28 protein-coding genes and 6 pseudogenes are annotated in these 25,674 nt (G+C 63.1%); 8 read left to right on the plus strand and 26 right to left on the minus strand.

The window, feature by feature from the left end; all coding sequences use genetic code 11:
- The first annotated feature begins 34 nt into the window (after window positions 1-34).
- Window positions 35-643, plus strand: a complete 609-nt coding sequence (locus ACVJ5M_RS45460) for a cysteine hydrolase family protein (RefSeq protein ID WP_085399092.1) — start codon at window positions 35-37, stop codon at window positions 641-643.
- A 25-nt stretch (window positions 644-668) separates the two neighbouring features.
- On the plus strand, window positions 669-1,583 hold the full coding sequence (locus ACVJ5M_RS45465) for a c-type cytochrome (protein WP_354098833.1): 915 nt from the start codon (window positions 669-671) through the stop codon (window positions 1,581-1,583).
- A 7-nt stretch (window positions 1,584-1,590) separates the two neighbouring features.
- Here the strand turns inward: ACVJ5M_RS45465 and ACVJ5M_RS45470 are convergent, their stop codons facing one another.
- The 12 genes and pseudogenes from ACVJ5M_RS45470 to ACVJ5M_RS45525 form a co-directional block, all read right to left on the minus strand.
- Window positions 1,591-2,001, minus strand: a complete 411-nt coding sequence (locus ACVJ5M_RS45470) for a c-type cytochrome (RefSeq protein ID WP_085399090.1) — start codon at window positions 1,999-2,001, stop codon at window positions 1,591-1,593.
- Window positions 1,982-2,866, minus strand: coding sequence for a cytochrome c oxidase assembly protein (locus tag ACVJ5M_RS45475; protein WP_085399089.1), 885 nt, complete (start codon window positions 2,864-2,866; stop codon window positions 1,982-1,984). The genes ACVJ5M_RS45470 and ACVJ5M_RS45475 overlap by 20 nt, the downstream gene beginning before the upstream one ends.
- 148 nt (window positions 2,867-3,014) lie before the next feature.
- Window positions 3,015-3,197: a hypothetical protein gene (locus tag ACVJ5M_RS45480; protein ID WP_354100517.1), complete on the minus strand. Its 183-nt coding sequence runs from the start codon at window positions 3,195-3,197 to the stop codon at window positions 3,015-3,017.
- On the minus strand, window positions 3,194-3,796 hold the full coding sequence (locus ACVJ5M_RS45485; protein WP_354080616.1) for a cytochrome c oxidase subunit 3: 603 nt from the start codon (window positions 3,794-3,796) through the stop codon (window positions 3,194-3,196). Before ACVJ5M_RS45485 ends, ACVJ5M_RS45480 begins: the two co-directional genes overlap by 4 nt.
- Window positions 3,793-5,706, minus strand: coding sequence for a cytochrome c oxidase subunit I (gene ctaD, locus ACVJ5M_RS45490; RefSeq protein WP_354098832.1), 1,914 nt, complete (start codon window positions 5,704-5,706; stop codon window positions 3,793-3,795). Before ctaD ends, ACVJ5M_RS45485 begins: the two co-directional genes overlap by 4 nt.
- Window positions 5,703-6,677 carry a cytochrome c oxidase subunit II gene (coxB, locus tag ACVJ5M_RS45495; RefSeq protein WP_354098857.1) on the minus strand — a complete coding sequence of 325 codons (975 nt, stop codon included), beginning with the start codon at window positions 6,675-6,677 and terminating at the stop codon, window positions 5,703-5,705. The genes ctaD and coxB overlap by 4 nt, the downstream gene beginning before the upstream one ends.
- Before the next feature lie 32 nt (window positions 6,678-6,709).
- Window positions 6,710-7,266 (minus strand): annotated as a pseudogene (locus ACVJ5M_RS45500) (c-type cytochrome).
- A 72-nt stretch (window positions 7,267-7,338) separates the two neighbouring features.
- Window positions 7,339-8,169: a DUF305 domain-containing protein gene (locus ACVJ5M_RS45505; protein WP_354100518.1), complete on the minus strand. Its 831-nt coding sequence runs from the start codon at window positions 8,167-8,169 to the stop codon at window positions 7,339-7,341.
- A 321-nt stretch (window positions 8,170-8,490) separates the two neighbouring features.
- Entirely contained in the window at window positions 8,491-8,670 is a 180-nt protein-coding gene (locus ACVJ5M_RS45510) for a CsbD family protein (RefSeq protein ID WP_354100519.1), read from the minus strand.
- A gap of 152 nt (window positions 8,671-8,822) precedes the next feature.
- Window positions 8,823-10,427, minus strand: a complete 1,605-nt coding sequence (locus tag ACVJ5M_RS45515; RefSeq protein ID WP_354266999.1) for an alpha-amylase family glycosyl hydrolase — start codon at window positions 10,425-10,427, stop codon at window positions 8,823-8,825.
- A gap of 28 nt (window positions 10,428-10,455) precedes the next feature.
- Entirely contained in the window at window positions 10,456-10,998 is a 543-nt protein-coding gene (locus ACVJ5M_RS45520) for a hypothetical protein (RefSeq protein WP_085399081.1), read from the minus strand.
- 11 nt (window positions 10,999-11,009) lie between these two features.
- Window positions 11,010-12,185 carry a zinc-dependent alcohol dehydrogenase gene (locus tag ACVJ5M_RS45525; protein ID WP_085399080.1) on the minus strand — a complete coding sequence of 392 codons (1,176 nt, stop codon included), beginning with the start codon at window positions 12,183-12,185 and terminating at the stop codon, window positions 11,010-11,012.
- A 172-nt stretch (window positions 12,186-12,357) separates the two neighbouring features.
- Between ACVJ5M_RS45525 and ACVJ5M_RS45530 the strand changes: the two genes are divergently transcribed.
- Window positions 12,358-13,140, plus strand: a complete 783-nt coding sequence (locus tag ACVJ5M_RS45530) for an SDR family NAD(P)-dependent oxidoreductase (protein WP_354100521.1) — start codon at window positions 12,358-12,360, stop codon at window positions 13,138-13,140.
- A 117-nt stretch (window positions 13,141-13,257) separates the two neighbouring features.
- On the opposite strand, the pseudogene ACVJ5M_RS45535 reads toward ACVJ5M_RS45530, so the two are convergent.
- Window positions 13,258-13,488 (minus strand): annotated as a pseudogene (locus ACVJ5M_RS45535) (glycogen debranching protein GlgX); the annotation flags it as partial.
- Between the two features lie 20 nt (window positions 13,489-13,508).
- Window positions 13,509-13,784, minus strand: coding sequence for a DUF3606 domain-containing protein (locus tag ACVJ5M_RS45540; protein WP_085399079.1), 276 nt, complete (start codon window positions 13,782-13,784; stop codon window positions 13,509-13,511).
- 309 nt (window positions 13,785-14,093) lie between these two features.
- Here ACVJ5M_RS45540 and ACVJ5M_RS45545 point away from each other — a divergent pair, with 309 nt between their 5' ends.
- On the plus strand, window positions 14,094-14,978 hold the full coding sequence (locus ACVJ5M_RS45545) for an NAD(P)/FAD-dependent oxidoreductase (protein WP_085399078.1): 885 nt from the start codon (window positions 14,094-14,096) through the stop codon (window positions 14,976-14,978).
- A gap of 397 nt (window positions 14,979-15,375) precedes the next feature.
- On the opposite strand, the gene ACVJ5M_RS45550 is transcribed toward ACVJ5M_RS45545, so the two are convergent.
- The 3 genes from ACVJ5M_RS45550 to ACVJ5M_RS45560 form a co-directional block, all read right to left on the minus strand.
- Window positions 15,376-16,080: a Crp/Fnr family transcriptional regulator gene (locus ACVJ5M_RS45550; protein ID WP_354100522.1), complete on the minus strand. Its 705-nt coding sequence runs from the start codon at window positions 16,078-16,080 to the stop codon at window positions 15,376-15,378.
- A 1,443-nt stretch (window positions 16,081-17,523) separates the two neighbouring features.
- The gene (locus ACVJ5M_RS45555) at window positions 17,524-17,955 is read right to left on the minus strand and encodes a response regulator (RefSeq protein WP_354100523.1); all 432 of its coding nucleotides are present in this window, start codon (window positions 17,953-17,955) and stop codon (window positions 17,524-17,526) included.
- A 24-nt stretch (window positions 17,956-17,979) separates the two neighbouring features.
- Window positions 17,980-18,909: a reverse transcriptase domain-containing protein gene (locus tag ACVJ5M_RS45560; RefSeq protein ID WP_354098821.1), complete on the minus strand. Its 930-nt coding sequence runs from the start codon at window positions 18,907-18,909 to the stop codon at window positions 17,980-17,982.
- A 453-nt stretch (window positions 18,910-19,362) separates the two neighbouring features.
- Between ACVJ5M_RS45560 and ACVJ5M_RS45565 the strand changes: the two genes are divergently transcribed.
- Both ACVJ5M_RS45565 and ACVJ5M_RS45570 read left to right on the plus strand, forming a co-directional pair.
- Window positions 19,363-19,485 (plus strand): hypothetical protein, encoded by a 123-nt coding sequence (locus ACVJ5M_RS45565; RefSeq protein ID WP_354100524.1) that lies wholly within the window; start codon window positions 19,363-19,365, stop codon window positions 19,483-19,485.
- Window positions 19,486-19,592: 107 nt separating this feature from the next.
- Window positions 19,593-19,778 (plus strand): hypothetical protein, encoded by a 186-nt coding sequence (locus ACVJ5M_RS45570; RefSeq protein ID WP_354098819.1) that lies wholly within the window; start codon window positions 19,593-19,595, stop codon window positions 19,776-19,778.
- 6 nt (window positions 19,779-19,784) lie between these two features.
- On the opposite strand, the gene ACVJ5M_RS45575 is transcribed toward ACVJ5M_RS45570, so the two are convergent.
- A complete protein-coding gene (locus ACVJ5M_RS45575; protein WP_456679771.1) occupies window positions 19,785-20,021 on the minus strand; it encodes a hypothetical protein in 237 nt (78 codons plus the stop codon).
- Window positions 20,022-20,143: 122 nt separating this feature from the next.
- On the opposite strand from ACVJ5M_RS45575, the gene ACVJ5M_RS45580 reads away from it, so the two are divergent.
- Complete coding sequence (locus ACVJ5M_RS45580; RefSeq protein WP_354098817.1) at window positions 20,144-20,866, plus strand: DUF72 domain-containing protein; 723 nt, start codon at window positions 20,144-20,146, stop codon at window positions 20,864-20,866.
- Window positions 20,867-20,873: 7 nt separating this feature from the next.
- Here the strand turns inward: ACVJ5M_RS45580 and ACVJ5M_RS45585 are convergent, their stop codons facing one another.
- The 3 genes and pseudogenes from ACVJ5M_RS45585 to ACVJ5M_RS45595 form a co-directional block, all read right to left on the minus strand.
- On the minus strand, window positions 20,874-21,044 hold the full coding sequence (locus ACVJ5M_RS45585) for a hypothetical protein (RefSeq protein WP_354098816.1): 171 nt from the start codon (window positions 21,042-21,044) through the stop codon (window positions 20,874-20,876).
- 42 nt (window positions 21,045-21,086) lie between these two features.
- Window positions 21,087-21,417: pseudogene (locus ACVJ5M_RS45590) on the minus strand (four-helix bundle copper-binding protein).
- An 80-nt stretch (window positions 21,418-21,497) separates the two neighbouring features.
- A pseudogene (locus ACVJ5M_RS45595) lies at window positions 21,498-22,458 on the minus strand (flavodoxin family protein).
- A 138-nt stretch (window positions 22,459-22,596) separates the two neighbouring features.
- Between ACVJ5M_RS45595 and ACVJ5M_RS45600 the strand changes: the two are divergent.
- Window positions 22,597-22,881, plus strand: coding sequence for a hypothetical protein (locus tag ACVJ5M_RS45600; protein ID WP_354098815.1), 285 nt, complete (start codon window positions 22,597-22,599; stop codon window positions 22,879-22,881).
- A gap of 31 nt (window positions 22,882-22,912) precedes the next feature.
- On the opposite strand, the pseudogene ACVJ5M_RS45605 reads toward ACVJ5M_RS45600, so the two are convergent.
- The 5 genes and pseudogenes from ACVJ5M_RS45605 to ACVJ5M_RS45625 form a co-directional block, all read right to left on the minus strand.
- Window positions 22,913-23,520, minus strand: a pseudogene (locus tag ACVJ5M_RS45605) (cysteine hydrolase family protein).
- Window positions 23,521-23,550: 30 nt separating this feature from the next.
- Window positions 23,551-23,943 (minus strand): VOC family protein, encoded by a 393-nt coding sequence (locus tag ACVJ5M_RS45610; RefSeq protein ID WP_354098814.1) that lies wholly within the window; start codon window positions 23,941-23,943, stop codon window positions 23,551-23,553.
- Between the two features lie 215 nt (window positions 23,944-24,158).
- On the minus strand, window positions 24,159-24,356 hold the full coding sequence (locus ACVJ5M_RS45615; protein WP_354098813.1) for a hypothetical protein: 198 nt from the start codon (window positions 24,354-24,356) through the stop codon (window positions 24,159-24,161).
- Between the two features lie 209 nt (window positions 24,357-24,565).
- On the minus strand, window positions 24,566-24,802 hold the full coding sequence (locus ACVJ5M_RS45620; RefSeq protein ID WP_354098812.1) for a DUF2934 domain-containing protein: 237 nt from the start codon (window positions 24,800-24,802) through the stop codon (window positions 24,566-24,568).
- A 116-nt stretch (window positions 24,803-24,918) separates the two neighbouring features.
- Window positions 24,919-25,650 (minus strand): annotated as a pseudogene (locus tag ACVJ5M_RS45625) (ATP-dependent DNA ligase); the annotation flags it as partial.
- Window positions 25,651-25,674 lie beyond the last annotated feature (24 nt).

Here is a 25,674-nt window from a genome sequence, read left to right on the forward strand (position 1 = left end):
TGGTGGATACCCACTTGGCCCGGGGTGCAGGACGATGAGAGACAGCGCGTCGGAAACTGTCGACATCAACGAGGCCGTTCACTTGTGCGTCGACATGCAGAACATTTTCGCTCCCGGCGGCTTGTGGGCGACGCCCTGGATGGAACGCGTCCTGCCGACCATCGCCTCGATAGTTTCGCGCCATCAGGCCAGAACGATCTTCACGCGATTCATCACGCCGCAGGCCCCGGAAGATCGCCCGGGACATTGGCAGAGCTATTTTCGTCGCTGGCGGCAGGCGACCCGAAAGCATCTTTCGCCATCCGCTCTCGAGCTCGTACCCGCCTTGAGCCGGTTCGTTCCGCCCGCCGCCGTCATCAACAAGCCGGCCTATTCCGCATTCAGCAATCCCGGGCTCGCCGGCCTGCTGATCGAGAAGAACGTCGGCACGGTCGTGATCACGGGCGCGGAGACGGACGTCTGCGTGCTCTCGACGGTCCTGAGCGCCGTCGACCTCGGCTTTCGGGTCGTGATCGTCGAGGATGCGCTATGCAGCTCGTCCGACGTCGGCCACGATGCGCTCATGACGATGTACCGCACTCGCTTTCACGGCCAGGTCGACCTGATGACCGCGGAAGAGCTGACGGAGTTCTGGCGGGAGTAGGGGGCGAACGGGATACGAAAAGCGGATGCGCGGGCGTCTTTGGTTAGTGTCGGGAATTATCGGTTTATGCGTGGCCGTTGCCGGCGTGTGGTTCATTACTGCGCCGGCGCGATTTGCCTCGGCGGAAGCGCAGGCCGTGTCCGACAGCGGCGATGCGGTGCGGGGCAAGCTAGTGTTTGCGGCGGGTGATTGTGCCTCCTGCCATGCCTCGCCGGGCCAGTCCGATCGCTTGCATCTTGGTGGCGGGCTCGCTCTTGCGTCGCCTTACGGAACGTTTCGGGCGCCGAATATTTCGCCGGATCTGGCCGACGGTATCGGGAATTGGACAGCGAAGGATCTCGCCAATGCGCTCCTGCGTGGCGTATCCCCGGACGGGCGTCACTATTACCCGGCTTTTCCCTACGGCAGCTTCGCGCATATGCGTCATGAGGATGTGCAGGATCTGATGGCCTATTTGCGAACGCTGCCCGCCGTGAAGGGGCGTCCGCCGGAACACGAGCTCAACCTGGTCTTCGGGATTCGCCGCTTCGTCGGGTTCTGGAAGATTCTCTATTTCAAGCCGGGTCCGATTGCGGCCGATCCGGCGCATGATGAAAGATGGAATCGCGGTCGTTATCTGAGCGAGGCGCTCGCTCATTGCGCGGAGTGCCATTCGTCCCGTGACATGTTCGGCGGCATCAAGGCGAGTACGCGCTATGCCGGCGGACAGGATCCTGTCGGTGCCGGCTTCTATCCCAACATCACGGCAGCGCGCCTTGGCGACTGGTCGGAGCCGCAGTTGGCGGAGATGCTGAAGACAGGGACTACGCCAAAGCACGCCAGGGTCGGCTCGTCGATGGCCGACGTGGTCACGAACACGGCCATGCTGCCCGAGAGCGATCGCGAGGCCATTGCGGCCTTCGTGAAATCGTTGCCATCCCGGCCGACGCCGAACCCCTGAAATATGCTCATTGCGCATAGAGATAGGCCGCGATGTCCCGCGCCTCGGATTCGGTGATGCCGGTGGCGGGCATCGCGGTGCGGGGCGAAAAGGTTTGCGGCGCAACGATCCACTGGACCAGATTGTCGGGCGCATTGGTCGCAACGCCGGCGATGTATACGCGCGACCTGAGATCGGCGAGCGAAGCGCCGACCTGACCGTCGCCGCCGGGAATGCCGGGGATCGCGTGGCACCCGGCGCAACCGTAGCGGCGGACCAACGCCGGCGCACGGGTCGGATCGCCCCCGGTCATGGCGCGGGCGACCGCTTCATTTTGCTGACGCTCACTCCGGGCGAAGCCTGCCGCACCCGCCGCGACGACGAGGAGACCCGCCGCTCCAATCGCGACAGCTGTCCGTCTAGAGCATGTGAAGGGCATCGGGCTGCTCCCTGCGTTGACCGGCTCGCCGGATCCAGAGCGCGATCAGCGCGAGCGCGGCGCCGGCATAGATCGTTCCCGCCGGTACCCACATGATGATTCCGGCCAGTTGCTGGTCCTCGAGCGGCGTCAGGCCCCACGCCGCCACGGCGTCCGATTGCTGCCGGTAGAGCAGGTGCGGCGCCAGTGCCATCAGCGCGCCGAGGATGCTGGTGTGTAGCATCGTCACGAACACGTGCCAAGCGGCGGCGCCGGTCTCGCTGCGTCGGAATACCGACCACCAGAACAGGATCGCGGTGAGGAAAAAGCTCAGATGCTGCGCCCGGTGCAGGAAGGCATTCTCGACGGCAGCATCGAACAGGGCCGGGGCGTGCCAGGCCCAGATCGCGACCCCGTGCAGGAGCGTCGCGTTGCGGCCCGCGCTCAGCGAGGTCCAGAGCCGCGTGGTGAGCGGATGCCGCATCGCTTGGCCAATCGCCAGGCGCATGCGTCGCGGCAAGGCCCATAGCAATGGTCCGACCGGCGGTGCGATTGTAAGCAGCGGTGCGGCGACGGCCATCAGGATCTCGTGCTCGATCATGTGGAACGAGAGGAGACGTTCTCCAAGCCAGTGCAGTGGCGACACCAGCGCGGCGGCCAGCGCCAGCCAGCCCGCACCGCAGACGACATCTCGCCACATGTATCTGCGGCCTTTCCGGGCCAGCACCAGAATGCCGATGCCGTACATGAGGCCAAAGACCGCGAGCGGTAGCACGATCCACGGATCGAACGTCCAGTTCGGCACCGCCGTATCAGCCGCCGACCCATGCGCGCAGGCTGCGCGGGGCGCGCACAGAGCGATCGTGGCGAGGGCTATCTTTCGCATCCGGTCAGCACCAGGGATGCGACGCCCTGCATCAGCAGCGCGAAAGTGAAGATCGTTGCGGAGAGTGCGCTCACGCCGGCGCCGAAGTCGGCATTGGCCGACCGAAGCTCGGCATTGCCAGCCGTCTGGCGCGGAAACAACCATGAGGTCAAACCTGCCGAGAGGCGAGCGCTGTACCGACGAATGACGTGATGGCGGAAATGTGGAGCTGCGAGCGGCAATCAGCATACGGCAGGATCTGTCCAAGCTGCATGTTGGCAGCCCAGATCAGCGGCGCGAACCAGAGACCTGCCCAGATTGAGAGCTTGGTCAGGAGCTTTGATGTGCTCATAGCCGTGCCAGCCAATAAATGCAGCCATAGATCGGAAGCCAGGTCGCGACGACAAAGTTCCAATACATGGCGTTATCCTGGACATCGCCGAACCGCCTCGAGTTCGGACCGTGCCGCGTGAACATCAGTGCGGCCAGCACCAGGGTGTCAACGAGATCGGTGATGATGTGGGTGGTGTGGAGGCCGAGCAGGATCCACACCACCGAGCCGTAGGCGTTGCTGTCCCAGCTCACCTTGAGGGCGGGGAATTCGAAGATGCGCACGATCAGCGGAGCGATGCCGAGGATCGACATGATCACCATCCCAATCCGCACCTTGCGCAGGTCCTGCCGCTCGGCCCAGTGCGAGACAAGGATATTCGGCACCAAGCTGACCAGAAGGATTAACGTCACCAGCGTGCCCGGCAGCAGACCGGGCGGCGGTGCATTGATCGGCCAGACCGTCGCCAGGCTCATCAGATACAAATAGACGGCGATGGCGAGGGCGAAGCCGGTGCCTTCGATCAGCATGAAGGCGAGCGTGCCCCACCAGGTGAGGCTCGCTGCGCCCATGCCATGCAATGGCAATTTGCCGAGATCGAGGACGATCCTTTCCCTCATGCTTCGTCCTCCGGCGTGCCCTTGGGCCAGAACCAGCCGCTCAGTGCTATCGCAACGGGGATCGATCCCCAGACTACGGCCCAGGGCGAGAAGATCGACCAGATCAGCATGACCGTGGTCGCAATCGCCGCCCAGAGCGGCCAGATCGAATGTTGCGGGGAGGACTCGCGCGCCTGCGGTTCCGCGGTCGCGAGCGAGGTCACGACCAGTTCGCGGCGATCGGTGCGCAGGCCGTCAGCCACCGCAAGCATGTCGCGGTTCTCCCACAGCGGGTGCAGGCTGCCGACAACCGGGATCATCGCGAAATTGTAGCTTGGCGGCGGCGATGTCGTTGCCCATTCCAGCGTGGCTGCGTCCCAGGGGTTGTCGGGCGCAACCTCTCCGAAGCGCGCACTGCAAAGCACATTGATGAAGAAGAGCAGGAAGCCTGCGGTGAGAACCACCGCGCTCAGGCTGACGAAAAGGTTGAGCCCGTGCCATGGCAGGTCGGGCTGGTAGGTGTAGATGCGGCGCGGCATGCCCTCCAGCCCGAGGATATGCATCGGAAAGAAGGTCGCGTTGAAGCCGACGATGATCAACCAGAACGACCATCGCCCCAGCGCCTCGCTCATCATGCGTCCCGTCAGCTTGGGAAACCAATAGTGGATAGCGCCGAGCAGAGGAAACACGGCGCCGCCGATCAGCACGTAGTGGAAATGCGCGACGACGAAATAGGTGTCGTGCACCTGGGTGTCGAACGGCACCGAGGCGACCATCACGCCGGTCAAACCGCCTATCACGAAGGTGACGATAAAGCCGATGATGAACAGCAGGGGTGTCTTGAACACCGGCCGCCCGTCCCACAGCGTCGCCAGCCAGCAGAACATTTGGATGCCGGCGGGAATCGCGATGGCCATGCTGGACGCCGTGAAAAAGCTGTCGCCGAGCCGTGGCAGGCCCGCCACGAACATGTGATGCACCCACAGGCCGAAGGCGAGGATGCCGGTCGCGATCAGCGCCATCACGAGGCCGAGATAGCCGAAGGCCCGTCGCCGTGCGAAGGGTTCGAGCATGGTCGAGACCATGCCGGCTGCAGGTAGGAAGATGATGTACACCTCGGGATGGCCGAAGAACCAGAACAGATGCTGCCAGAGCAGCACGTCGCCCCCCTCGGCCGGATTGAAGAAATGCGTGCCGACGAGACGGTCGAGGATCAGGCTGGTGCTGGCAACCATGATTGCAGGCATCGCCATGATCACGAGAAAGGACGTCACCAGCATTGCCCAGACGAACACCGGAATGCGGTCGAGCGTCATGCCGGGCGCGCGCTGTTTGAAGATCGTGACCACCAGCTCGACCGCGATGGCGAGCGCGGACACCTCAGTGAACGTGATCATCTGCGCCCAGATGTCGGCGCGCTTGCCGGCGGCATATTGCGGGCCGGACAGCGGAACATAGGCGAACCAACCGACATCCGGCCCCATGTCGAGAGCGAAAGCGCTCCAGAGCAGTGCGCCGCCGGCGAGATAAATCCAGTAGGAAAAGGCGTTCAGACGCGGAAAGGCGATGTTGCGGGTGCCGACCATCAGCGGAACGAGATAGACCGCGACCGCTTCCATCACGGGCACGGCGAAAAGGAACATCATGTTGGCGCCGTGCATGGTGAAGATCTGGTTGTAACGGTCGGGACCGAGCAGGCGCGCCTCCGGCTGCGCGAGCTGGATTCGCATCAGGGCGGCCAGCACGCCGCCGAGGGCAAGGAAGACGAAGGCCGTGAAGATGTAGCGGCGGCCGATGATCTTGTGATCGACGGTTGCAAACGCGCCCCAGAATCCGGATGGCGTTTTCCACGTCTCCTCTAGCGCACCGGTCAAACGCGCGCGCTGGAGATCGATGTCTCCCGTATCGAACGCCGTGGTGGGATGTTTCATTTCAGGCTCGCCAGATATGCGGACACCGCGCGCAGCTCGTCAGGCGTCAGCGGCACCATCGGCATGTTGTTGCCGGGCTTGATGGTCTGGGGATCGGCGATCCAAGCCGCGAGCGAGCCGCGCGTGGTTTCGAACAGGCCGGCTGCGATGGTGCGGCGGCTGCCGACATGGGTAAGGTCCGGCCCGGTTTTACCCGCCGCCGCGGTGCCGCGCACCGTGTGGCAGGCCGCGCAGGGTTTTGCCAGGAAAGTCTGCAAGCCAGAGGCGATATCTGCTTCGGCCGGCTGGATTGCCGCCTGCCGCTGCGCACTCTCCCATTTGTCGAAATCCTCCTGCGGTTCGGCAATGACCAGCAGCGCCATATGGGCGTGCTGCATGCCGCAGAATTCCGCGCACTGGCCGCGATAGACGCCGGCGTGCTCGGCGCGGATGGTGAGCTCGTTGGAGCGACCGGGAACGAGATCCTGCTTGCCGCCGAGACTCGGCACCCAGAACGAATGGATCACGTCGAGGCCCTCGAGCTTGAGGCGCACGTTGCGGCCGACGGGAATGTGGATCTCGTTGGCGGTCTCGAACCTGTTGGACGGATCGGGGCCGATATATTCGAGGCCCCACCACCATTGCAGGCCGCGCACCCGGATCGTCAGATGGTCTTCCCCGGCGACCGCGAGCGCGCGTGTCGCGACGAAGCTCATGATGGTGAACGTGCTGATGATCAGGACCGTTGCGACGACGGCGCCGATCACCGCGATGGTTATCCGCCGCTCGTTCCCGCGCGCCGGTCCGGCGGGCCGGTCGTCGCGGCTGTGCCACAACGCGGCGATCAGTGCGACCATAACCAACATCCAGACCACGGAGCAGATCGCGACGATCATGATGATAAGATGCTTGAGGCTGTTCGCGGGGGCACCGTGGACGTCGAGCGCGGATTGCCAGTTGCCGCCGCAGGCTGCCAGCGGCGCGGCGAGCATCGCGCTCAAACCGGCTTTGCCGATCGCGCGGATCACGGTGTCGGTCCTTGGTCCGGATGGACGGGCGAAGGGCCTTCGTCGAACAGCAGCTTTGCCGGTGCGCGGTTTTCGGATGGCCGTGTCTGCTTCTCGTCGTTGCGGCTCGGCGCGGCGGTCTTGCCTTCATAAGAGCCGATGGTCTGCACATAGCCCGCAAGCTGCCAGATTTGATCCGTGGTCATCTTGTCCCCGAAGGGGGCATGCCGTGCGGCCGCCCATCTCGGATCGAGGCGAAGATCGAGACCGTCTCGGGACCGTAGTACCACCAGCCGTCGAGGAAGCCAGGGCCGCTGCCGCCCTGGCCGTCGCCATGGCAGCTCTTGCAGCCGAACCACGAATAGAGCCGCTTGCCTTGGCTGAGATTGTAGGCGTTGGTCTCATAGGGCTTGTCGAGCGCGAAATAGACCTCCGGCGGCGCGCCGCCGATGCGGTTCGGCATCAGCGCGACCTTGTCGAGCGCATTGGCAATCGGCGGGTCGAGCCGCAACTGCCGCTCTTCCCGCTGGCATCCCGCCAAGGCGGCTGCAAGACCAAGGAGAACGATGCGCATCCGCTTCATCTGATCGCTTGAGTTCAGGAACTGTGATCGTCAATCGGCTCGTCGAACCTAGGTTCCCCGCGTTCAATTGACGTTGTCGCTCAACATGTTGCGAAAGGCCGTGGCGACGGCGGCAAAGCCGCTCGCGCCATGCATGAGCGCGATCTCGCCCTGTTGCTCGTGACGAATGGCATGAGCCATGATGCGCAGGCGCAGGTCTCCGTGGTCATGCCACATCTGGTCGGCCATCCTGACGGCGCCGGCGTGATGCCTGCTCATCGCATCGATAAACATCGAGTCGAACTGGTCGGCCGGCGCCGCCTTGACCTGCCGCATCTCGACCAGTGTCAAGAAGCCCGGCATGGTCGCACGTTCGTCCGTGCTGCAATCGGGCATCTCGCTGTCGAACCAGCTCAGCCACCAGGTCTCCAAAATCCGGTTCTCGCCGGCCTGGCTCGCGACCATCAGCATCGCGAGCTTTCGCAGATGCGGATCCTGTCCGCGCTCCGCGGCGATCCGTGCCAGTTCGATGCCCTGGGCATGATGCGCGGTCATATGACGGATGTAAGTCTGGTCCGCATCCCGGTCTCGCCCCATCCATGGCGGCTCGTAACCGTGGCTACCGAACAGCGCGACCGCGCCAAGCAGCGCGATCACGGCCAGTGCTGCCGTGATCCAGGCGTTGGTGAAGCGAACATCGCGCGCGGGTGCCGCGCCTCGCCTCCAGCGCAGCCGCGCAAACAGGGGATACATCACCGCCGAGGAGCCGTGGACGAGCAGCCCAATCCAGTAGGGCTGCAGCAGTGTGAACAGCGGCTGCCAGAACGGAAACAGCGGCACCAGCACGAACCATTCCATACTCGAAGAGAATACGGCCCAGGGGAGGGCGAGCACCAGAATCGCGGACGGGCGCAAATCCGCGGTCCAGCGTCCGAGCACGCCGAAGAAGAAGACCGCCCAGGAAAAGTCCGCTTGGTGGAAGGCGATCCCTGTGATGATTGCGCTCCACGGCGGCTCCGGACCGAGCGCCCAATCGCGCGCGGGAATGGCGGCGACCGGTCATCCAGTCGACCGCGGCATCGCGGCCGATGCGGGCGGCGAAGAGCTGGCTGACGACCGTGGAGAAGGAGCTGCTGATAAGGCCGAGTTCGGCAGCGGCGATCCAGCGCGAGCGCCGACGCGAGGGGCCATCATCAGCGGGGCGTGCATTGAAAATGGTTGACGGCGCGGCGGCGTTCACGTCAGCTGGTTGAGTTTCTTCAACGGATTGAACTCGCCGGGCTTGCCCTGTTCGTCACGGCCGGGCTCCGCTTGCTCCTTGCCTTCCTCGTGGAGATCCTGATCCCCGACGATCTCGCCGACGGCCTGTTTCGCCTTGCCGGTGATCCGCTGCCCCAGGTCCTTCGTCTTGCTCATGGTCCGCCTCCAACCTCTCGCCGCTACCCGGCGCCCAAGGGGTGAATGAGCGCCGGAGCCACGGTTTCGTTCAACAAGCTTCCGGCAGCAGGGGGGACGCCGGAAGCGTTGATGAGACTCTCTGACGCGCGAATGGTTCCCTTCCTGCACCCTCACCGCGGCGCGAGCGCGACGATCACGCCTTCATTGCCGCGAAGCAGGACGGATGCGTCCGGTAACGATTCAGGTGGCCGGTCCAAATGAGTCGATATCAGCAAACGACCATGGCATTGCCAGCGCCATTTCCGCGGCTCGGCGGCGATGTTGAGCGCGACAAGAATGTCGTTCCGCTGATCGATCCGCCTGTAGGTAAGAACGTCGTTCTGCGATCGAAGCGGCTCATAACCGCCCGAGTGCAGGCACGAATGCTCACGACGCAGCGCCATCAATGCGCGAAACAGGGCCAGGATCGAACGTTCGTCGCGTTGCTGCTCCGCCACGTTGGCGGCACCCTCGGGCGGCTCCAGCGGCAGCCATGGATTGCCGGTGGTGAATCCGCCGTTGGTGCTGTCATCCCATCGCATCGGCGCGCGTTCGGGATCGCGGCAGAGGCCATGGTCTGGAACTAGCTTCTCGAAGGGATCGCGGATGCGGTCGCGGGGAATAGGAACGCGCTTGCGGCCGATCTCGTCGCCCGCGAAGAAGAACGGCGTTCCCCGCAGCGTCATCAGCAGCATCGCCAGCACGCGCATCTGCGCTTCGCCGATCTTGCTCGCGATCCGCCGCTTGTCGTGGCCGCCGATCACCCACGCCGGCCAGGCATGTTCCGGGATGGCGTTGAAATACGCATCGATGGTTGCCTGCAGCGACAGTGCGTCCCAAAGCGAGTCGAGCAGCGCGAAATTGAGCGGCAAATGCAGGCGCGGGCGGTCGTTGCCGTAAAAGTGCCCGATCCGGTCGGTCTTGCCTTGGACTTCACCGCACAACATCCGTCCCGGATAGCTGTCCATCACCTCGCGGATGAATTCGATGCAGCCCATCGTCTGCGGCCGGTCGTCGGTAAACACGGGCGTCTGACGCTGCGGCGGCGGTTTGCCCTCAGCGTTTGGGTTGGGCGGGTTGTCGCGCAGAAGTTCGTCCTTGATCAAAACTGCGCTGGCATCGACGCGAAAGCCGTCGACGCCGCGGTCGAGCCAGAAGCGCATGACATCGGCGAGCGCGGCGCGCACTTGCGGGCTGCGCCAGTTCAGGTCGGGCTGCTCGACCAGGAAGGAATGATAATAATATTGCCGCCGCGCCTCGCACCATTCCCAGGCGCTGCCGCCGAAGCGGCTCAGCCAGTTGTTGGGCGGACCGCCATTCTCGGCCGCATCGGCCCAGATGTACCAATCGGCTTTGGCGCTGTTCGGTGAGCTCGAACTATCGACGAACCACTTGTGGTCGTTCGCGGTGTGATTGGGCACGAGGTCGAGGATCAGGCGAATATTCGCCGCGTGCAGCGCCTTCAGGAGGTCGTCGAACTCATCGAGGCTGCCAAAGACGAGATCGATCGAACAATAGTCGGAGATGTCGTAGCCGAGGTCGCGGAAGGGGCTCCTGTAGATGGGAGTCAGCCACACGGCGTCGACGCCAAGCCATTTCAGGTAGTCGATGCGAGACATCAGCCCGGCGAGGTCGCCCTTGCCGTCGCCGTTCGAATCCTGGAACGAGATCAGTGCGATTTCGTAGATGACCGCGGTTTCCCACCACGCTCCTTCGTCACGTGCCTCGACGCTCATTGCCCTGCTTCACCCCCGTCGTGCTTCCTCAGGTCCTTCCCGTCTTGGCGTGCGCTGCGATCTGCTTTGCCGCAATTCTCGCGCTCTCAATGCCCTTGGGGAAACCGCTGCGGGTCGGATAGAGCCTGCGCCTTGCATCGCGCGGCGGCCGCCGCGGCTTGGTGTCCTGCGCGGCGCGGTAGTCGAGCACGGCGATGCCGCCGACCATCAGCAGCGCCAGTGCGACGTTCCCCTTCCGGGGATTGTCCGCTGTCAGGCCGGAGAGCAGCGCGGCGGCATCGAGGCCGTCGCCGCCGACACGAGCCCACAGGCCGGCGTTCTTGTCGACCGAGAGCGACATGATCCCGGTCATAATCTCCCGCGCGCCGAAGGCACGGACCAGCGTCTCACGACCTTCCATGCCCAGCGTTTCGGTAACGCGCCGCGGCGCGAACAATTCCACAATGCCAAGACCGATGCTGAACCAGCCCAACGCGCGCGCGAGCTGGTCTTCGGGCCGCTTCAGGCTCGGCCCGCCCGCGACGATCTTCGGGTCGCCCTTGGTACGCACGATATTGGAGAAATGAAACATGGTCTTACTCCTCAGGGCCTCAGCACAACCTTGACGCAGGAGTCGCGTTTGTCGCGAAACACCTGGTACATCTCGGGGCCTTGGCTGAGCGGGACGGTGTGGGTGATGACGAAGGACGGGTCGATCTCGCCCTCTTCGATCCGGCGGAGCAGGTCGTCGGTCCAGCGGTTGACGTGGGTCTGGCCGGTACGCATCGTCAGGCCCTTGTTCATGAACGCGCCCATCGGAAGCATGTCGGAGAACCCGCTGTACACGCCCGGCACCGAGATGATGCCGCCGGGCCGGCAGACATAGATCATCTCACGCAGCACGTGCGGCCGGTCGCTCTCCACCATCACCATCTGTTTGGCGCGGTCGAGCAGAGTGTCGGGCAGGGAAGCCATCACATGGGATTCCATCCCGACGCAATCGATACATTTTTCAGGCCCTTTGCCGTCGGTAAGCTCCTTGAGCCGCTCCAGAACGCTTTCGTTCTCGAAGTTGATGGTGGTGGCGCCGCCAGCCTCGGCCATGCTGAGCCGCTCGGGCAAACAGTCGATCGCGATCACCTGATTGGCGCCGAGCAGGATGGCGCTGCGGATTGCCATCTGTCCCACGGGACCGCAGCCCCAGATCGCGACCGTGTCAGTCGGCTCGATGTCGCATTGCACGGCAGCCTGCCAGCCGGTCGGGAAGATGTCGCTGAGAAACAGCAATTGCTCGTCGGGAATGCCGGCAGGCACCTTGATATGGGTGGCGCCGGCAAAGGGCACGCGCAGATATTCGGCCTGGCCGCCGGGATAGCCGCCGGTCAGGTGCGTGTAGCCGAACAGGCCTGCTGTCGTGTGCCCGAACACCTTGTCGGCCAGATGGCGGTTGCGGTTGGTGGTCTCGCAAACCGAAAAATTGCCGCGCTTGCACTGGTCGCATTCGCCGCAAATGATCGTGAAAGGCACGACGATGCGGTCGCCCTTCTTTAGCTTGCCGTCGACGCCCGGGCCGACCTCGACGACTTCGCCCATGGTCTCGTGGCCCATGATGTCGCCCGGAAGCATGCCCGGAATGAAGTTGTGAAACAGGTGCAGGTCGGAGCCGCAGATGGCGCAGCTCGTGACCTTGATGATGGCATCGCGCGGGTCCTGGATCTCCGGATCGGTGACGGTGTCGCAGCGGACGTCCTCCTTGCCGTGCCAAACCAGCGCCTTCATCTTCCGTCCTCCGGGCTGAACCAGTTGGCATCTAAGTCAAGAGATGAACGATAGTTGCTATCGCCGCGCGCAAATTCTTCGCGCTGCACCGGTTCGCGCGAAAAGCAATGCAAATAGGAACGAGAGAGTAAGACAGGGGTTGGGCGTGATCAGCTCAAGCGAGGACGCACTCATGCCCGCCAACCAACTCGCCGTCGTCACCGGCGCTTCCACCGGTATCGGCTTGGAGCTCGCAAGTTGCTGCGCCCAGGCCGGTTTCAATCTCGTCATCGCCGCGGACGAGCCCGCTATCGAGCGGGTGGCCGTCGATCTGCGCAGGCTCGGCGGCAGCGTAGAGCCAGTCGAGGCCGATCTCGCTACCACGGAAGGCGTCGACAAGCTCTGCGCCGCGATCGGAGACCGGCCGATCGACGCTCTCCTTGCCAATGCCGGCATCGGCCTCGGCAAGGCATTCCTCGACCAGGATTTTGCCAGGGTGAAACACCTTATCGACACCAACATCACCGGCACGCTGTATCTGATCCACCGCGTCGGCAATGAAATGTTCCGCCGCAATGCCGGACGTATCCTGATCACCGGCTCGATCGCCGGCTTCACGCCCGGCAGTTTCCAGGCGGCCTATAACGCCAGCAAGGCATTTCTGGACTCGTTCTCGTTCGCGCTGCGCGAAGAGCTGCGCGACAGCGGCGTCACGGTCACCTGCCTGATGCCGGGCGCCACCGAGACCGAGTTCTTCCGCCGCGCCGAGATGATGGACACCAAGGTCGGCACCGAGCCGAAGGACGGCGCCTACGACGTCGCCAAGGCCGGCTTTGATGCGATGCTGCGCGGGGATTCCGATATCGTCACAGGGCTGAAGAACAGGATCCAAACCACGGTCGCCAACGTCACGCCGAACGAGATGCTGGCCAGGCAACATCGCAAGATGGCAGAGCCTGGCACGGCGAAGTCGTAGCGGTGCATCTTGTTACATATCTGGGTCGTCCTGCTAAGCCTTGCCCAGGTGGGGTGGCTGACTTGGAGTCGTCGGTCTCGGGCGGGGTGCGCCTGCGAGCACGACGACAGTGCGTCGACCGTGCCAGACTTCGTCGGTGTATTCGGGAAGTTCGATTCGCTCGATCTCGGTTTCGCCGGCATTGTCGAACAGGCAGAGCTCGACCTTGGTGGCATGGGCTGAAAACAGCGCGAAGTTCACGCCAAGTCCGTCCCAAGTGGCGCCCAGCGGAAACGCTTGCCTCAGTGGTGCGGCGCAGGCTCGACGCCACCCGGGTGGGGCCTCGTCTGAATGTACCGGCTGATCCATGGTGCCCCCACAGGAAACCGTTAGGAATCAGGCGCGGTCGCCGCCGCATCGGTTGCGATCTGCTCGCCGCCGGTTGCCGAAGCGATCACTGCGGCAGGCGGCACTTCGGCCGGCTCGGGCAGTTCGGTCGCCCTCTCTGCCTCCTTGCTGACCGCGGACAGCGAGTTGCCGATCCGGCCGACGATTGCGGTCAGCTCGGCATTGGAGAGTTTCAAGCGCTTTCGGACGAGGCGCACCTGGCTAGAGTCGGTCAGGTCGAGCTTGTTGCGGATTGGGTGAGGCTTCGAGCGGCGCATGGCGGCAACTCCTGTCTGCTATGCCAACTGCAGCTCGGTAATCCCGTTCCTGATTGCGCTGGAAGCAGTCAGCCGACTTACTCGCTGTCCCGGTCCTTCTCACCGCGCCCCTCGCGGGCCCGGTAGACTGCGGCCCTCTGCGGCTGTCCGCTGACGTCGCGAAGGAAGACCGGATGGAGCACGTCGTTCCTATGCAAAGCAGCTTCGTTGAAGGTTGGTCGTCGCTTCCGATGGCCCCCGGAACGGGACCCCCGTCAACCTGTTGTAGCGGCGCCGTGCCTGGCGCGAGAGCGGACCTGATGGAGCGCGATGTCCCTTGATTGCCTGATCGTCGGCGGTGGCCCCGCAGGGCTCATGGCTGCCATCTATCTGGCGCGCTTCCGGCGTAGCGTCTGCCTGGTCGACGCCGAGGCAAGCCGCGCCGCCCTGATTCCGCGCAGCCATAATCTGCCCGGTTTCACCGGCGGCTTGTCCGGACCGGAGTTGCTTTCGCGGATGTCCGCCCAACTGTCCGAGCTCGAGGTCCCCGTGATTCGCGCCGAGGTTACCGCCCTGGCGCGGAGCGAGCGTGGTTTTCGTGCGACCTGGAACGGGGAATCGATCGATGCGGCCGCCGTCGTGCTCGCCTGCGGGATCGTCGACACCCATCCTCCCTTCCAAGAATGGCGCGGGGCCGTGGCCGACGGGCTCTTGCGATACTGCCCCGTCTGTGACGCCCACGAGGCCATCGGACGTCGCATCGCCGTCGTAGGGCCGCTGGACCAGGCGGCGGCCAAGGCCCTGTTCCTGCGCGGCTACTCTCGGGACGTGACACTGCTCGCAACCCGGCTGAATGGGGACAATCTGAAGCCCGGGCTTGCCGAGGCGGGGGTTCACCTCGTCGAAGCATCCGATCTGAGCTTGCGGCGAGCCGGTCACAAGCTCGAAGCCGTCTATGAGGGCAGAACGGTGGAGTTCGATGTCATCTACCCTGCGATGGGCGCCGAAGTGCGATCGCAGCTCGCGTTGTCGCTTGGCGCGGCGCATACCGAGCAGGACTATCTTGAGGTCGATGATCATCAGCGTACGTCGGTAGCCGGTCTGTACGGGATCGGCGACGTCGTGACGGATCTGCATCAAATTTCCGTCGCCTTTGGTCATGCCGCCCTGGCGGCCTGCACGATCCACAACAGCCTGCCGCGACGGCTGGCGTAACCGAGCCTCAAATCGTCTTCATGAGGAACGAATGGCCCTGCCTCAGCTTTCTCCGTCCTCACCGGGCCAATATGGGTGCTCAAGTCCGTGTCTTTAGAATTTGTGCCAACGATGTCTATGTTGGCCGTCGCTGCGACGCAGCTAGATGTCGATTGATAGGGGCAGACCGGAAGTTGCGGGTGAACGCAAAAAAGAGCGTTCCTGACCCGAAGGCGACATCACACGCTCCAGCGAAAAAGCAGAGATACATTGTGCGCCGCGCTACGAGGCGATCTTAGCCGCTTAGGGACGGCTTTATCAGTGCGACAGGTGCGGCGAACGCATTCGGGAAGAGTAACGCCGCGCCCGGCCAGACGTTGGACTCGGGGGGCCGTTCAATCCGAATCGACAGCAGTGACTAACCCCCAAGCGGCGCTCCGAGCAATTGCTCATACTGGCCTCTGACCGTTTCGTAGCACTCGCAGGCGCTTTCGCGCAGAGCTTCGACATCGACGATTTCTATATGGCCGCGCCTGTACTTAACGATTCCGGCTTCCTGAAGTGTACGCGCAACAGTTGTTACGCTTGGACGCCGAACACCGAGCATCTCAGCTAAAAATTCCTGAGTAAAAGGAAGTTGGTCGGATCCGGCTAGATCGCGGGCCCGCGACAGCCAGCGACAAAGCCGGGCTTCGACTTCGTGATTGGCCATGCAAGCTGTTGATTGCTGCGCTTGGGCGAACAAGGTCTGCTCATGTCTCATAATCTTAGAAATTAATTTCTCTGACTGCATTGCAGCGCTTCTGAACGCGCTCGGATCGCAAACCATCGCATCGCCGCCCAATTGAACAATGGCACGACACATTGCGACTTTTCCATCTAATGCCGACGCGATGCCGACAGCGCCATCCCTACCGACCATCGCGGCCTCAGTCATTTCGCCGGTCGTTAACGTCGAAACCAGTGAGACCACTGCGCTTGTTGGGAAGTAGACTGCGCTGATCGTGTCGCCGGTCTCATACAGCACTGTTTTTTGCTGAAGGTGAATGGCTTTGAGATGAGGTTTCAGGGCTGCTTTGTCGCCCTCTGGCAACGACGCAAGAATCGCGTTTAATTGCAGCATGTGTTGCGCTCCCGCATGCAGGCGGGAGTGCAAGAACTCTCAGTTGCCGACGCCCGATACAGTGGTCGGCAATGAACACATCCTAACAGGTTAAACGTCGAGAGTACGTACGGTGGCTGACACTTCGCGGTCTGTTTTTGTGTCTTCTTTTGTCTCGTCCAAGCCAGCACTTCCCATGCTGTGACGCACCATCAAACCCGCCCAAAATCACGATTTTTGAGTCATCCGGCGTACAGACACAACTCAGTTCTGGGAGATAAAAACGGTTCCGTGGCCAGCTTATCAGATGGGTTTGCTATGGGCCAGGTACGCCGCCGGATCAAACACAAAGAGACTTTTGAAGAGCGATTAGCGCAAGAGGCTGCGCGGTATAGGTACGCGGCCGAAGAGCAGCCGGTCGGCAGTATGGCGCGGGAACTGCTTTTGCGCCGTTCACGACAGGCAGAAGCCGCCTCTCAGATGAACGATTGGCTAAAGGCGCGCGGCGTGCAAAGCCCGAAATAGGTCCACCATGCCTTGGGGATATTACGCCTACGTCATTGACGACAACGGCCACGTTGCCAATCGTATCGAGATCAATTGCGGCGACGACGACGAGGCCATTCGATGCGCTAAGCGATTGGTCGACGGGCACGCGATAGAGCTATGGCAAGAGACGCGTCAGGTGGCGACCTTTACGCCCAAGAGCGAGCAATGAAAGTTCGAACTCCTAAAATGCCGATCATGGTGCAGGTTGCGGACATACTTCGCCGGGCGCGGAAGCTTCCCCCCGGACCGGCCCGAAATGACCTTCGGCAACTAGCGCAGGGTTTGCTGAAGCTCCATCGGGCGGGCATTCGTGCAAGCGTGCAGATCATCGAAGACGCCACAACACACTGAACGCTGCGCTCAATTCACTTTGCGGTGCTTAACCACGCCAATTAAACGTGCGCAGGCGGAATGTCCGACTCTAGACCTTTGGGACATGCCCGCCTGTCCCAACGAAATACGGGGACCTAAGGTCGCCTTGCTAAGGCCTCTTTCCATCCGCCCATCGTAACTGGCTTCCATTGATTTAACTCAATGGCCCTTTTGGTTTTCATCTAACCACGGAACTCATGAACCAACCCGACCAACCAGCCCCAAGCAAAGGCGGCGTGCCGGAGCCAAAGCCTTCCCGCTCGGCGGAGGCGCGCCAGATTATCGAAGAGTACGCATCCGATCTGCGGGAGGGTATCAAGAAGCTCCGCAGACATTTGAGTTGAGTCTCGCCTCGTTGGCGGCCTTTTCATGTCTGGGTTTGGCCCCCTAGCCGACCTCCTAAGTTTGACGTCCGCGATGAACGCCAAAGAGGCCATCGTCTCCCGGAGAGGTCTAAACCGTTCCGGGTACATCCGTCGGCCGCCGGCACCCACGCTAGTGACCGCCGACTTAGAAAAATCCGGTATCGTGCGAGGGCCATTCTCAGGCGAAGGTTAAATGGAGCGCCTCCACGCGAGGCAGGACGCGACGTCGAACTGCGGACATGCGGCCAGGCTTCCGAGGACCCTCGGCGATCGTTGGGGCGGTGGAGGGCTTGGGGATGAACACTCCGCCTTCCGGAAGGTCGCCCTCGTTGATGGGCACGCGTCCCGATGTGGCGACGAGCTTGATCGGGGGCCATCTGTCGCGCACGAACCGTACAGGCCTTAGGCCGTCCATCGATCCCGGCATCTGGATGTCGGTGAAGAGGATAGGGATATCGGCTCGGGCTTCGAGGACGGCGATCGCCTCGCCGGCGTTGCCAGCTTCGACCACCTCGAAACCAGCGCCAGCGACCATCTCCGCCCCGCTGGTCCGGAGCAGCGATTCGTCTTCGACGATGAGAACGACCGGCCGCCTGACTGCTGACGCCATCTAAAGCACCTTCCTTTGCCCACCTTAAGTGCGGCGTGGCATCGTTCCACACGCCGGGGGGAAGGCCGCGCTGGACTGGTCCAGAACCCGAAATCCCTGCGATCGCATCCACGCTAATGCCTCCGCCGCACGACCGCGGCTGAGGATAACGAAGTCATCGGCATAGGAGACGACGTGAGCCTGGAACGTGTCGCCGCATCTAGTCAAACGCCAATGCTTCAGGAACCGGTTCATGTAGATGTTGGCCAGCAGTGGACTTGCGACACCGCCTTGCGGCGTGCCACGCGTGTTTCGCTTGCCGCCACTCATGCGCCGGGCTCCGTCCGCGTCCCGTTCCTCGATCGGCGCCCTCAGCCACATCTTGATGAGGCACAGGACGTTTCGATCCACCACACGCCGGGCTACCGACTTCATCAGCTCGGAATGCGGTATCGTATCGAAGTACTTGGACAAATCAGCATCAACTACGTCGGCATAGCCCCGGCATAAATGCCGGTGCACTTCCTTGACCGCGTCCACCGCCCCGCGAGCGGGCCGGTAGCCGTAGGTATTGTCCTCGAAGTCGACCTCGAAGATGGGTTCGATCACGATCTTGGCGGCAGTCTGAATCACACGATCACGAATGGTTGGAATGCCGAGCGGACGCTCGCCACCATTCGCTTTCGGGATCATCACCCGCCGCACCGGATCAGGTCGGTACGTCTTCGAGACCAGTTCCGCGCGCAAGCCCGCCAACCAGGCTTCCAGGCCCTGCTCCTCGATGCGAGCAAACGTCATCCCATCCACACCCGGTGCAACCGCATTGATGCGCGCGAGCCGATAGGCGTGGTCTAGGATGTCCTCGCGACAGATCTTGTCGTAGAGCAGATAGAAGCGGAAGGTGGGCTCCGCCTTCGCTTTGCAGTAGAGCTTTCTCTGAAGGCTCCGGATCTTATCAGGCGTTGTCAGGCTCATCACCAATCACCTTCACCTCACCATCTTCAAAAGCGCACCAGAAGTCGGGGCCCTTTGCTCCACCGGCATTATCCGGCATCAACGCTCCTACTGCCCCGTCCGACTCCCACGTCGCGGACGAGGGTAGCGGCCTCAACATCGCATCAGGCTGTGGTCACGGTGTGCCGTGCCCACTACCCCGGCGGATCGCGTGGGTGCGCGTGTCGATTGCTTCCCCACACGTGCGGCCTTCCTCAAATGACCGGAGGGTCGGCATCCGCATTAGAACTTTCGAGGCCTGCTCGGGCTTCACTTTGTTACGGCCCATCGGATCGCTCAGCGACCCAAGGCCGCCTTTGTCGCAGGGCTCCGACCCAGCCAGTTACCCGACCGAGCCGCCTGCCAGCTTCCGGACCAATCGACAATTATCCGGGTGAGACCCTCCCTCACTGATAGTTCGCGCCCTCGGGGCGCATGGTCAAGGACGTCATTCTCGACGGCATCGAACGAATTTGCGCCGGGATCGCGACGAGCTTCGGCGTCAAGGTCACGCCCGAGATCGTGATGGGCGTCGGCGTGGTGGTCAATACGCCTTGATGAGGCGGGCCTTGCGCGCCTCGCCGCGGAGAAGCGGGTCTCCCCCTATAACTGCGAACTACCCTTCCGACGTGCCGGGCGGAGGTGCGGCGCGACTCGCGCCCAGCATGGCCGGCGAGGATTTCGCGCACTATCTCAAGCAGCGTCCCGGCGCCTTCGTCTGGATCGGCAACGGTGAATTGCGCGACGGCGCCGAGTTGCACGGCCCGCGCTACGATTTCAACGATGCGGTCCTCCCGGTCGCCTCGACCTGGATGGCCGAGGTCGCCAAGGCGGCGCTGGCGTCGAACTAGGCCCGCTCAGGAGATCTCGCGCGGCAGCTTCCAGTCCGGCTTCGGCTCGAACGTCTCGTCGATGCGCGCGACGTGATAGCCAGCAGGCAGAAGCTGGCCGCCTTCCTCGTCCGCGACGGGAACGTCGGTCACCAGTCCCTCGATCAGCGCGGCTTCCCACACCTCTTTCTCGGTGGGAAAGGGATCGCCGATCTGCTTGTTGCCTTCGAACAGCGCGTACATCGGTATCCAGTCCTGCTGCATGGCACGGAGATCGAGCCTTCGATGCCGACAGCAACGTATCCCCTGCACGGACGTTCCCTCCCCGGCTGGCGCAGTCTGTTCTCTCCGCGCGAGCATTAAGACAGGAGTTGCGATAGAGACCCATGGCGCGCGTTCTGATCGGAACCTCCGGCTGGCACTACGACTCCTGGCGCGGCCCGTTTTTTCCCGAGGCCCTGCCGCTGAAGGAACAGCTTCGCTATTACGCCGGGCAGTTCGAGACGACGGAGCTGAACGGCGTGTTCTACCGCACGCCGACGCCGGAAGCGGTGACAGCGTGGCGCGAGCAGACCGGTCGCGACTTCGTCTTCGCATGGAAGGCATCGAAGTTCATCACGCACTGGAAGCGCCTGTCCGACCGCTCCGTCAACAGCCTCGAGCTGCTGGAGGATCGTATTTCCCGGCTGCGCGGCAAGGTTGGACCGATCCTGTTCCAGTTGCCGCCGCAATTCGAGGCAAACGCCGACCGGCTCGCCTCCTTCTTCAAGCTGCTGTCCGGGAAGCGGCGTTACAGCTTCGAATTCCGTCATCCGAGCTGGTATCAGCCCCGCATCCTGCGGATGCTCGCCGACGAGAACATCTCGCTCTGCCTTTCGGACCATCACGACGCACCGGCGCCGTGGAAACGCACCGCGGACTTCGTCTATGTGCGCGGGCATGGACCGGGCGGGCGCTATCACGGCCACTATTCGTCGGCGGCGCTGGCGCAATGGGCACGGCGGATCAAATCGTGGAAGCGGCAGGGTTGCGACGTCTACATCTATTTCGACAACGACCAGAAGAGCGCGGCGCCAGCCGATGCATTGAAGCTGAAGGCCCTGCTTTGATGCGGAGCTACGGCTCGCCCGCGACCGAACCGGCGATTACCATGGCCAGCTCGGCAAGATCGATCTTTCCGTTGACGACAAGTTCTTCGCAGGAGTCGACCTTCAGCGATTGCGGCCGGTTGGCGGCCTGCCGCTTGAGCTCTCCGACGATGGCTTCCTTGAGTTTCTCTTCCAGCATGAACGTCTCCTGCAGCAGCGACTCTTCAAGCAGCCATCATTCTTAAGCAGCCATGGCGCGGCAGGATTCGGCGCACGACCGGCACATGGCGACGCATTCGTCCATGCCGCCAATCCGTTCGCAATCCTGGGCGCATTCGGCGCAGATCTCCGGCACATTCACCGCACGTGTGCCCGTGATGCGGCGTGTTGATCAGCATGAAATGCGCGGCGGTCCGCCATATCTCGGCGCAGGCCATCATGAGGCGGAAATGCCGCGGCTCGACATGCGTGCCGCCGGTCTCGAGACAATGGTTCATGGCCATGCCGTGACAGGTCCGGTAGCAGCCCAGGCACAGCTCGATGCAGCGGGTCATGTCTTCTGATTTTGGCATCGCGTCTCTCCTTCCGGATGCACTCTGCTCTCGACGCTGTCCAGTCAAAGCAGGCCGGCGTGCCTCGTTCCCGACGTTCATCATTTGGGATTTGGATCTTGAAGACCGGCTCCCGGCTGGTCGAGCCGCCCGCTGCGCGCCAGCCGAACTGCGTTGCCGAGCGCGCGCACCACATTGCGCACCTCCTGCCGGAACTCGCCGTCCTCATCCAGGTCGCGGTGCGACGTGGCGTATGACTCCATATAGCCGACTAACCGTCGAGCTCGCCAAAAGGGGCCAGCCGAGATCAGGTGCATGTCGGTGAGCCAGTCGGACAATGTCCGCCGCACGCTCTCGGCACCCACACTGTCGCCGTGAACGACGAGGCCGAAATGCCGGCCGGCGAGATGACGCGGATAAGGCCAGCCCTTCAGCTCTATCGCCTTGGCTTCGTCCGCCTTCTTGCCGTGCGTCGATGTCGGATCGGGATTGCCGCCCTCGGCACAGACCAGGCGGTCCATCATCGCCTTGAGACCGCCAGGGACGTGATACCAGTTCACCGGCGTCACGATCAGGATGCCGTGGGCCGCGACCCAGAGCGGGTAGATCTCGTTCATCCAGTCGCCGGTCTGACCCAGCGCGTAGTTCGGGTAACAGCTGCACGGCCAGTGGCAGAGCGGCATCGCGGTGGAGACGCACGATTTGCACGGATAGATGGTCTTGCCGAACTCCGACGTCAGGCGGGAGAGATCGAGGATATCGACGGCATAGCCCATCGCCACCAAGACCGCCGCGGCCAGCTTGACCATGCGCCAGGTCTTAGACATCTCGCCGGGACAGGTGTGCTCGCTGCGCGCGGCGCCATTGACGATGAGGATGCGCGGCGTCGCGTCGGCATCGTCGTGCCGCCGCTGCGCCTCTAGAATCGCATCGCGCGCGGCGAGCCAGTCCACGGCGAGATCGTAATCGGGATCGGCGAATCATGCTCCTGTAGCGCCGCTCGAATGCTTCGCGCGACAGCTTGACGGGCGGCATCCCCCTGCGAACGTCGACGTCCGTCATGCTGGTGCCTCGACAGATCAGTACACTCGACCAACCCGGCGCGCAGTGCGCGGTTCCTGCACCTGTCTTGGCGAATGCCACTGCGCCGGAACCGAAATGGTGATTCGCATGTTCATGAAGGACTTGAAGGAGGGCATCATGGCGAAAGCAGCATGGAAACGGCCGGGCTCACCGATCGGTCGCAAAGGACCACGCAAGGCGAATCCCGCTTACAAGCGCCGCACGCGCGAGCCATGGACGCCTGCGGATGTGAGCAAGCTGAAACAGCTTGCGAAAGGAAACACACCGACCGGCGTCATGAGCATCAAGCTTCAGCGCCCCGTCGCGGCCATCCGCAGCAAGGCGCAGCGCGAAGGAATTTCGCTGCGGCCCGTCAACCGCTCGCCTTACAACCGGCAAACCAAGACGGCGAAACGGCGCTGACCCGGGGCGCGGCCGGGTAACGACCGGACGCCTATTCCCGCCAGAACTCCGCGAGCCCTTCCGCGGTCACGAGGTCGACCTGACCGTGGAAGCGCGTGCGATACATCGTCATGAGCACATCGTGGCCGGCGTCCGACGAGCTGCACAACGCGTCTTCGACGATCACAATCCTGAAGCCGAGATCGACAGCGCTCAGGACCGTCGAGAGAACGCAGACGTCGGTCTCCGCACCCGTTATCGCCACGGTCCCGATGCTCTTCTCGGCCAGCGTGGCGGCAAGGCGCGGATTGCTGAATGCGGCATAGGCCGGTTTGTCGACGACGCGGGCGGGAGGAACGTAGCGTGCCAGCGCCGGCACGAGATCGAGTGCCGACGGCGGAAGTTGGAGGCGGTTTGCCTGGCGCCAGCGTTGAAAGTAGACCTGCCACTGCCCGGGGCGATCTTCGGGATTCAGCGGTGTGATGAAGCGCGTGAAGATCGTTCTGTCCTGGTGGCGCGAGACGATCGCGGCGACCGTCGGCAGAACCTTCTCCATCCATGGCGTTTCCCACAGACCTCCGGGCGCAAAATGTTCTGCATGTCGATGCAGAGGTGAACGGCATGCCGGATCTGGCTTTCCGGCGTCTTTGCGTCCCTCATCGGCGTTCCATCCTGAAGCGCTCGGCCCGATCAGAGACCGAAGCTTTCCCGCGCCGTGTAGGTCACGGCTTCGATCTTGTTGCCGTCGGGATCGCGCACGAAGGCTCCATAGTAATTGGCGCTGTACTGTTCGCGGATGCCCGGCGCTCCCTCGTCGCGCCCGCCATTCGCCAAGGCCGCGCCGTGGAAGCGCCTCACGGTCTCCAGGTCGGGCGCCTGGAAGGCGATATGCACGCCGTTGCCCGCGCTGGCGGGCTCGCCGTTCACCGGCGTTTCGAGGCTGAAGACGATATCGGAGGCGCCGTAGCGAACGGCGCGACCCGAGGATTTGAGAATCCGAAAGCCGATCAACGCCATCAGCAGATCGTAGAACGCGCGCGCCCGACGCACGTCGTTCGTTCCGACGGAGACGTGGTGGATCATCGACTCATTGCTCCCATCGCAAAGCGTCCAGACTTTTGTGGTCCTCCAGGGGTCGCGCGCGAGAAGCAGCGAGGCCGGCTCCTTCTCGTCCGCGTTTGGAATCCGATGACTCAGCAATCCTTGTCGCTGGGTCCCGTCGCCGTCTTCGACTGTTCGGCGGCCGTCGGCTGTCCCTGCATCTGACGCTGGGCGTCCTGCGAGGACGTCGCCGTGGTCTAGCTGGCCTTGTTCATGGCGGAGGTCGGCGGGTGCTCCTTGGCAGCTGACGAAGCGGTACCGGTTGTCTCGGCTGCCTTGCCGGTCGGGACCGGCCCTGAGCCTGCGTCGCGGTTGGCGGTGTTGCAGGGACCCGCCAAGGCGATGGTCCAGCTGACCGCCAGCAGGGCGCCAACCAGCATTGTTCTCTTGAGCACGACGATCTCCTTCCTGACATGACGGCTAATGCTTGGCCTGACATGACGGCTAATGCTTGGCGGAGCCGGGTTCCGCCGTTTTGCGATGTGTGCGAGAAGATGTTGCTTAATCGCGCAAGGGGTCGGCAGTTCCAAAAGCGACGGGTCTTTCGAGGCCTGGTCCCGTTTCGATGGTGACCGGCGCCTGTCGTTGCGACCAAGCGGATCGGCTATTCCGTGAACGTCTCGGAGGCTTCTTCGGCGTTGTTGGCCGGATCGGCCGAAAGCTCTCGCTCCGCTTCGCGCCCCGGTGTGGAAGAACGCGTGGTCTTACCGCCACAAGTGGCCGCTCCGCTCGGTAAGACCCCACCTTCTTCAAACTCCTCCTGCCGCCCTTCGGGCTTGCCTGCCAGTTCCCAGAGCGCATGCGCGCGAGTCCGGATGTCATCCTCCGTCGGCTTTGCCATTTGGGCTCCCTCCTCGATGTCTGTTCTTCCCAACCCCGCTTTCGCGCGTCACGTTCCAGGTGCGACCTCACACCCGTGTCGATCGTCCGGCTTCACGACCATTCCCCGGCGGGCTTTCGCCGATTTTTGCCGATGGCCGACGTGAAGCCGACATGGTGCAGAAGCCCCGATTCATCATAGAGCCCAAGAAGCAGCGAGCCGATTACCTTGCGCCTGCCCAGCTTCTTCTCGCCGTACCTGAAGCCGCCGACCACGCAGTCAGCCGACCGCAGCAGCTTGATTTTCTGCATCCCGTCGCGCGTGCCGCCGCGATAAACGAGGTCGAGCCGCTTGGCGACGACGCCATCGTGGCCGTCCTCCACACGTTGGAGCCACCGCTTTGCCTCCGCGTAATTGCGGCTCGCGGGCGACAGCGAGAACACATGACTGCTTCTGAACTCGCGCCGCGCGAAAGTCTCGAGTGCGGGCCGCCGTCTGGCGAGCGGTAACGCCGAGAGGTCCGTGTCGGCCGATCGCAGCAAATCGAACGCGATGAAGTTTGCTGGCGTCTCGCCGGCGAGGCGCTTCACCCGGCTGGCCGCCGGGTGGATGCGCTGAAGCAAGGCATCGAACGAATAGCCGTCGTCGAGCCGAATGATCAGCTCTCCGTCGAGGATGAAGGAGTCGGCCGCGAGAGCCGACGCCGCCGAGGCGACTTCCGGAAAATAGCGGACGAGGTCGCGGCCGCCCTTCGACTGCATCCTGATCCGCTGCCCCTCTCGGATGAGCAGACACCGGAATCCATCCCATTTCGCCTCGTATTGCCACTGCGCTCCGCGGGGAAGCTCGCCGACTGACTCGGCTTCCATGGGCACCATGATCAGCACTCGCGG

Source organism: Bradyrhizobium sp. S3.7.6 (assembly GCF_054061875.1).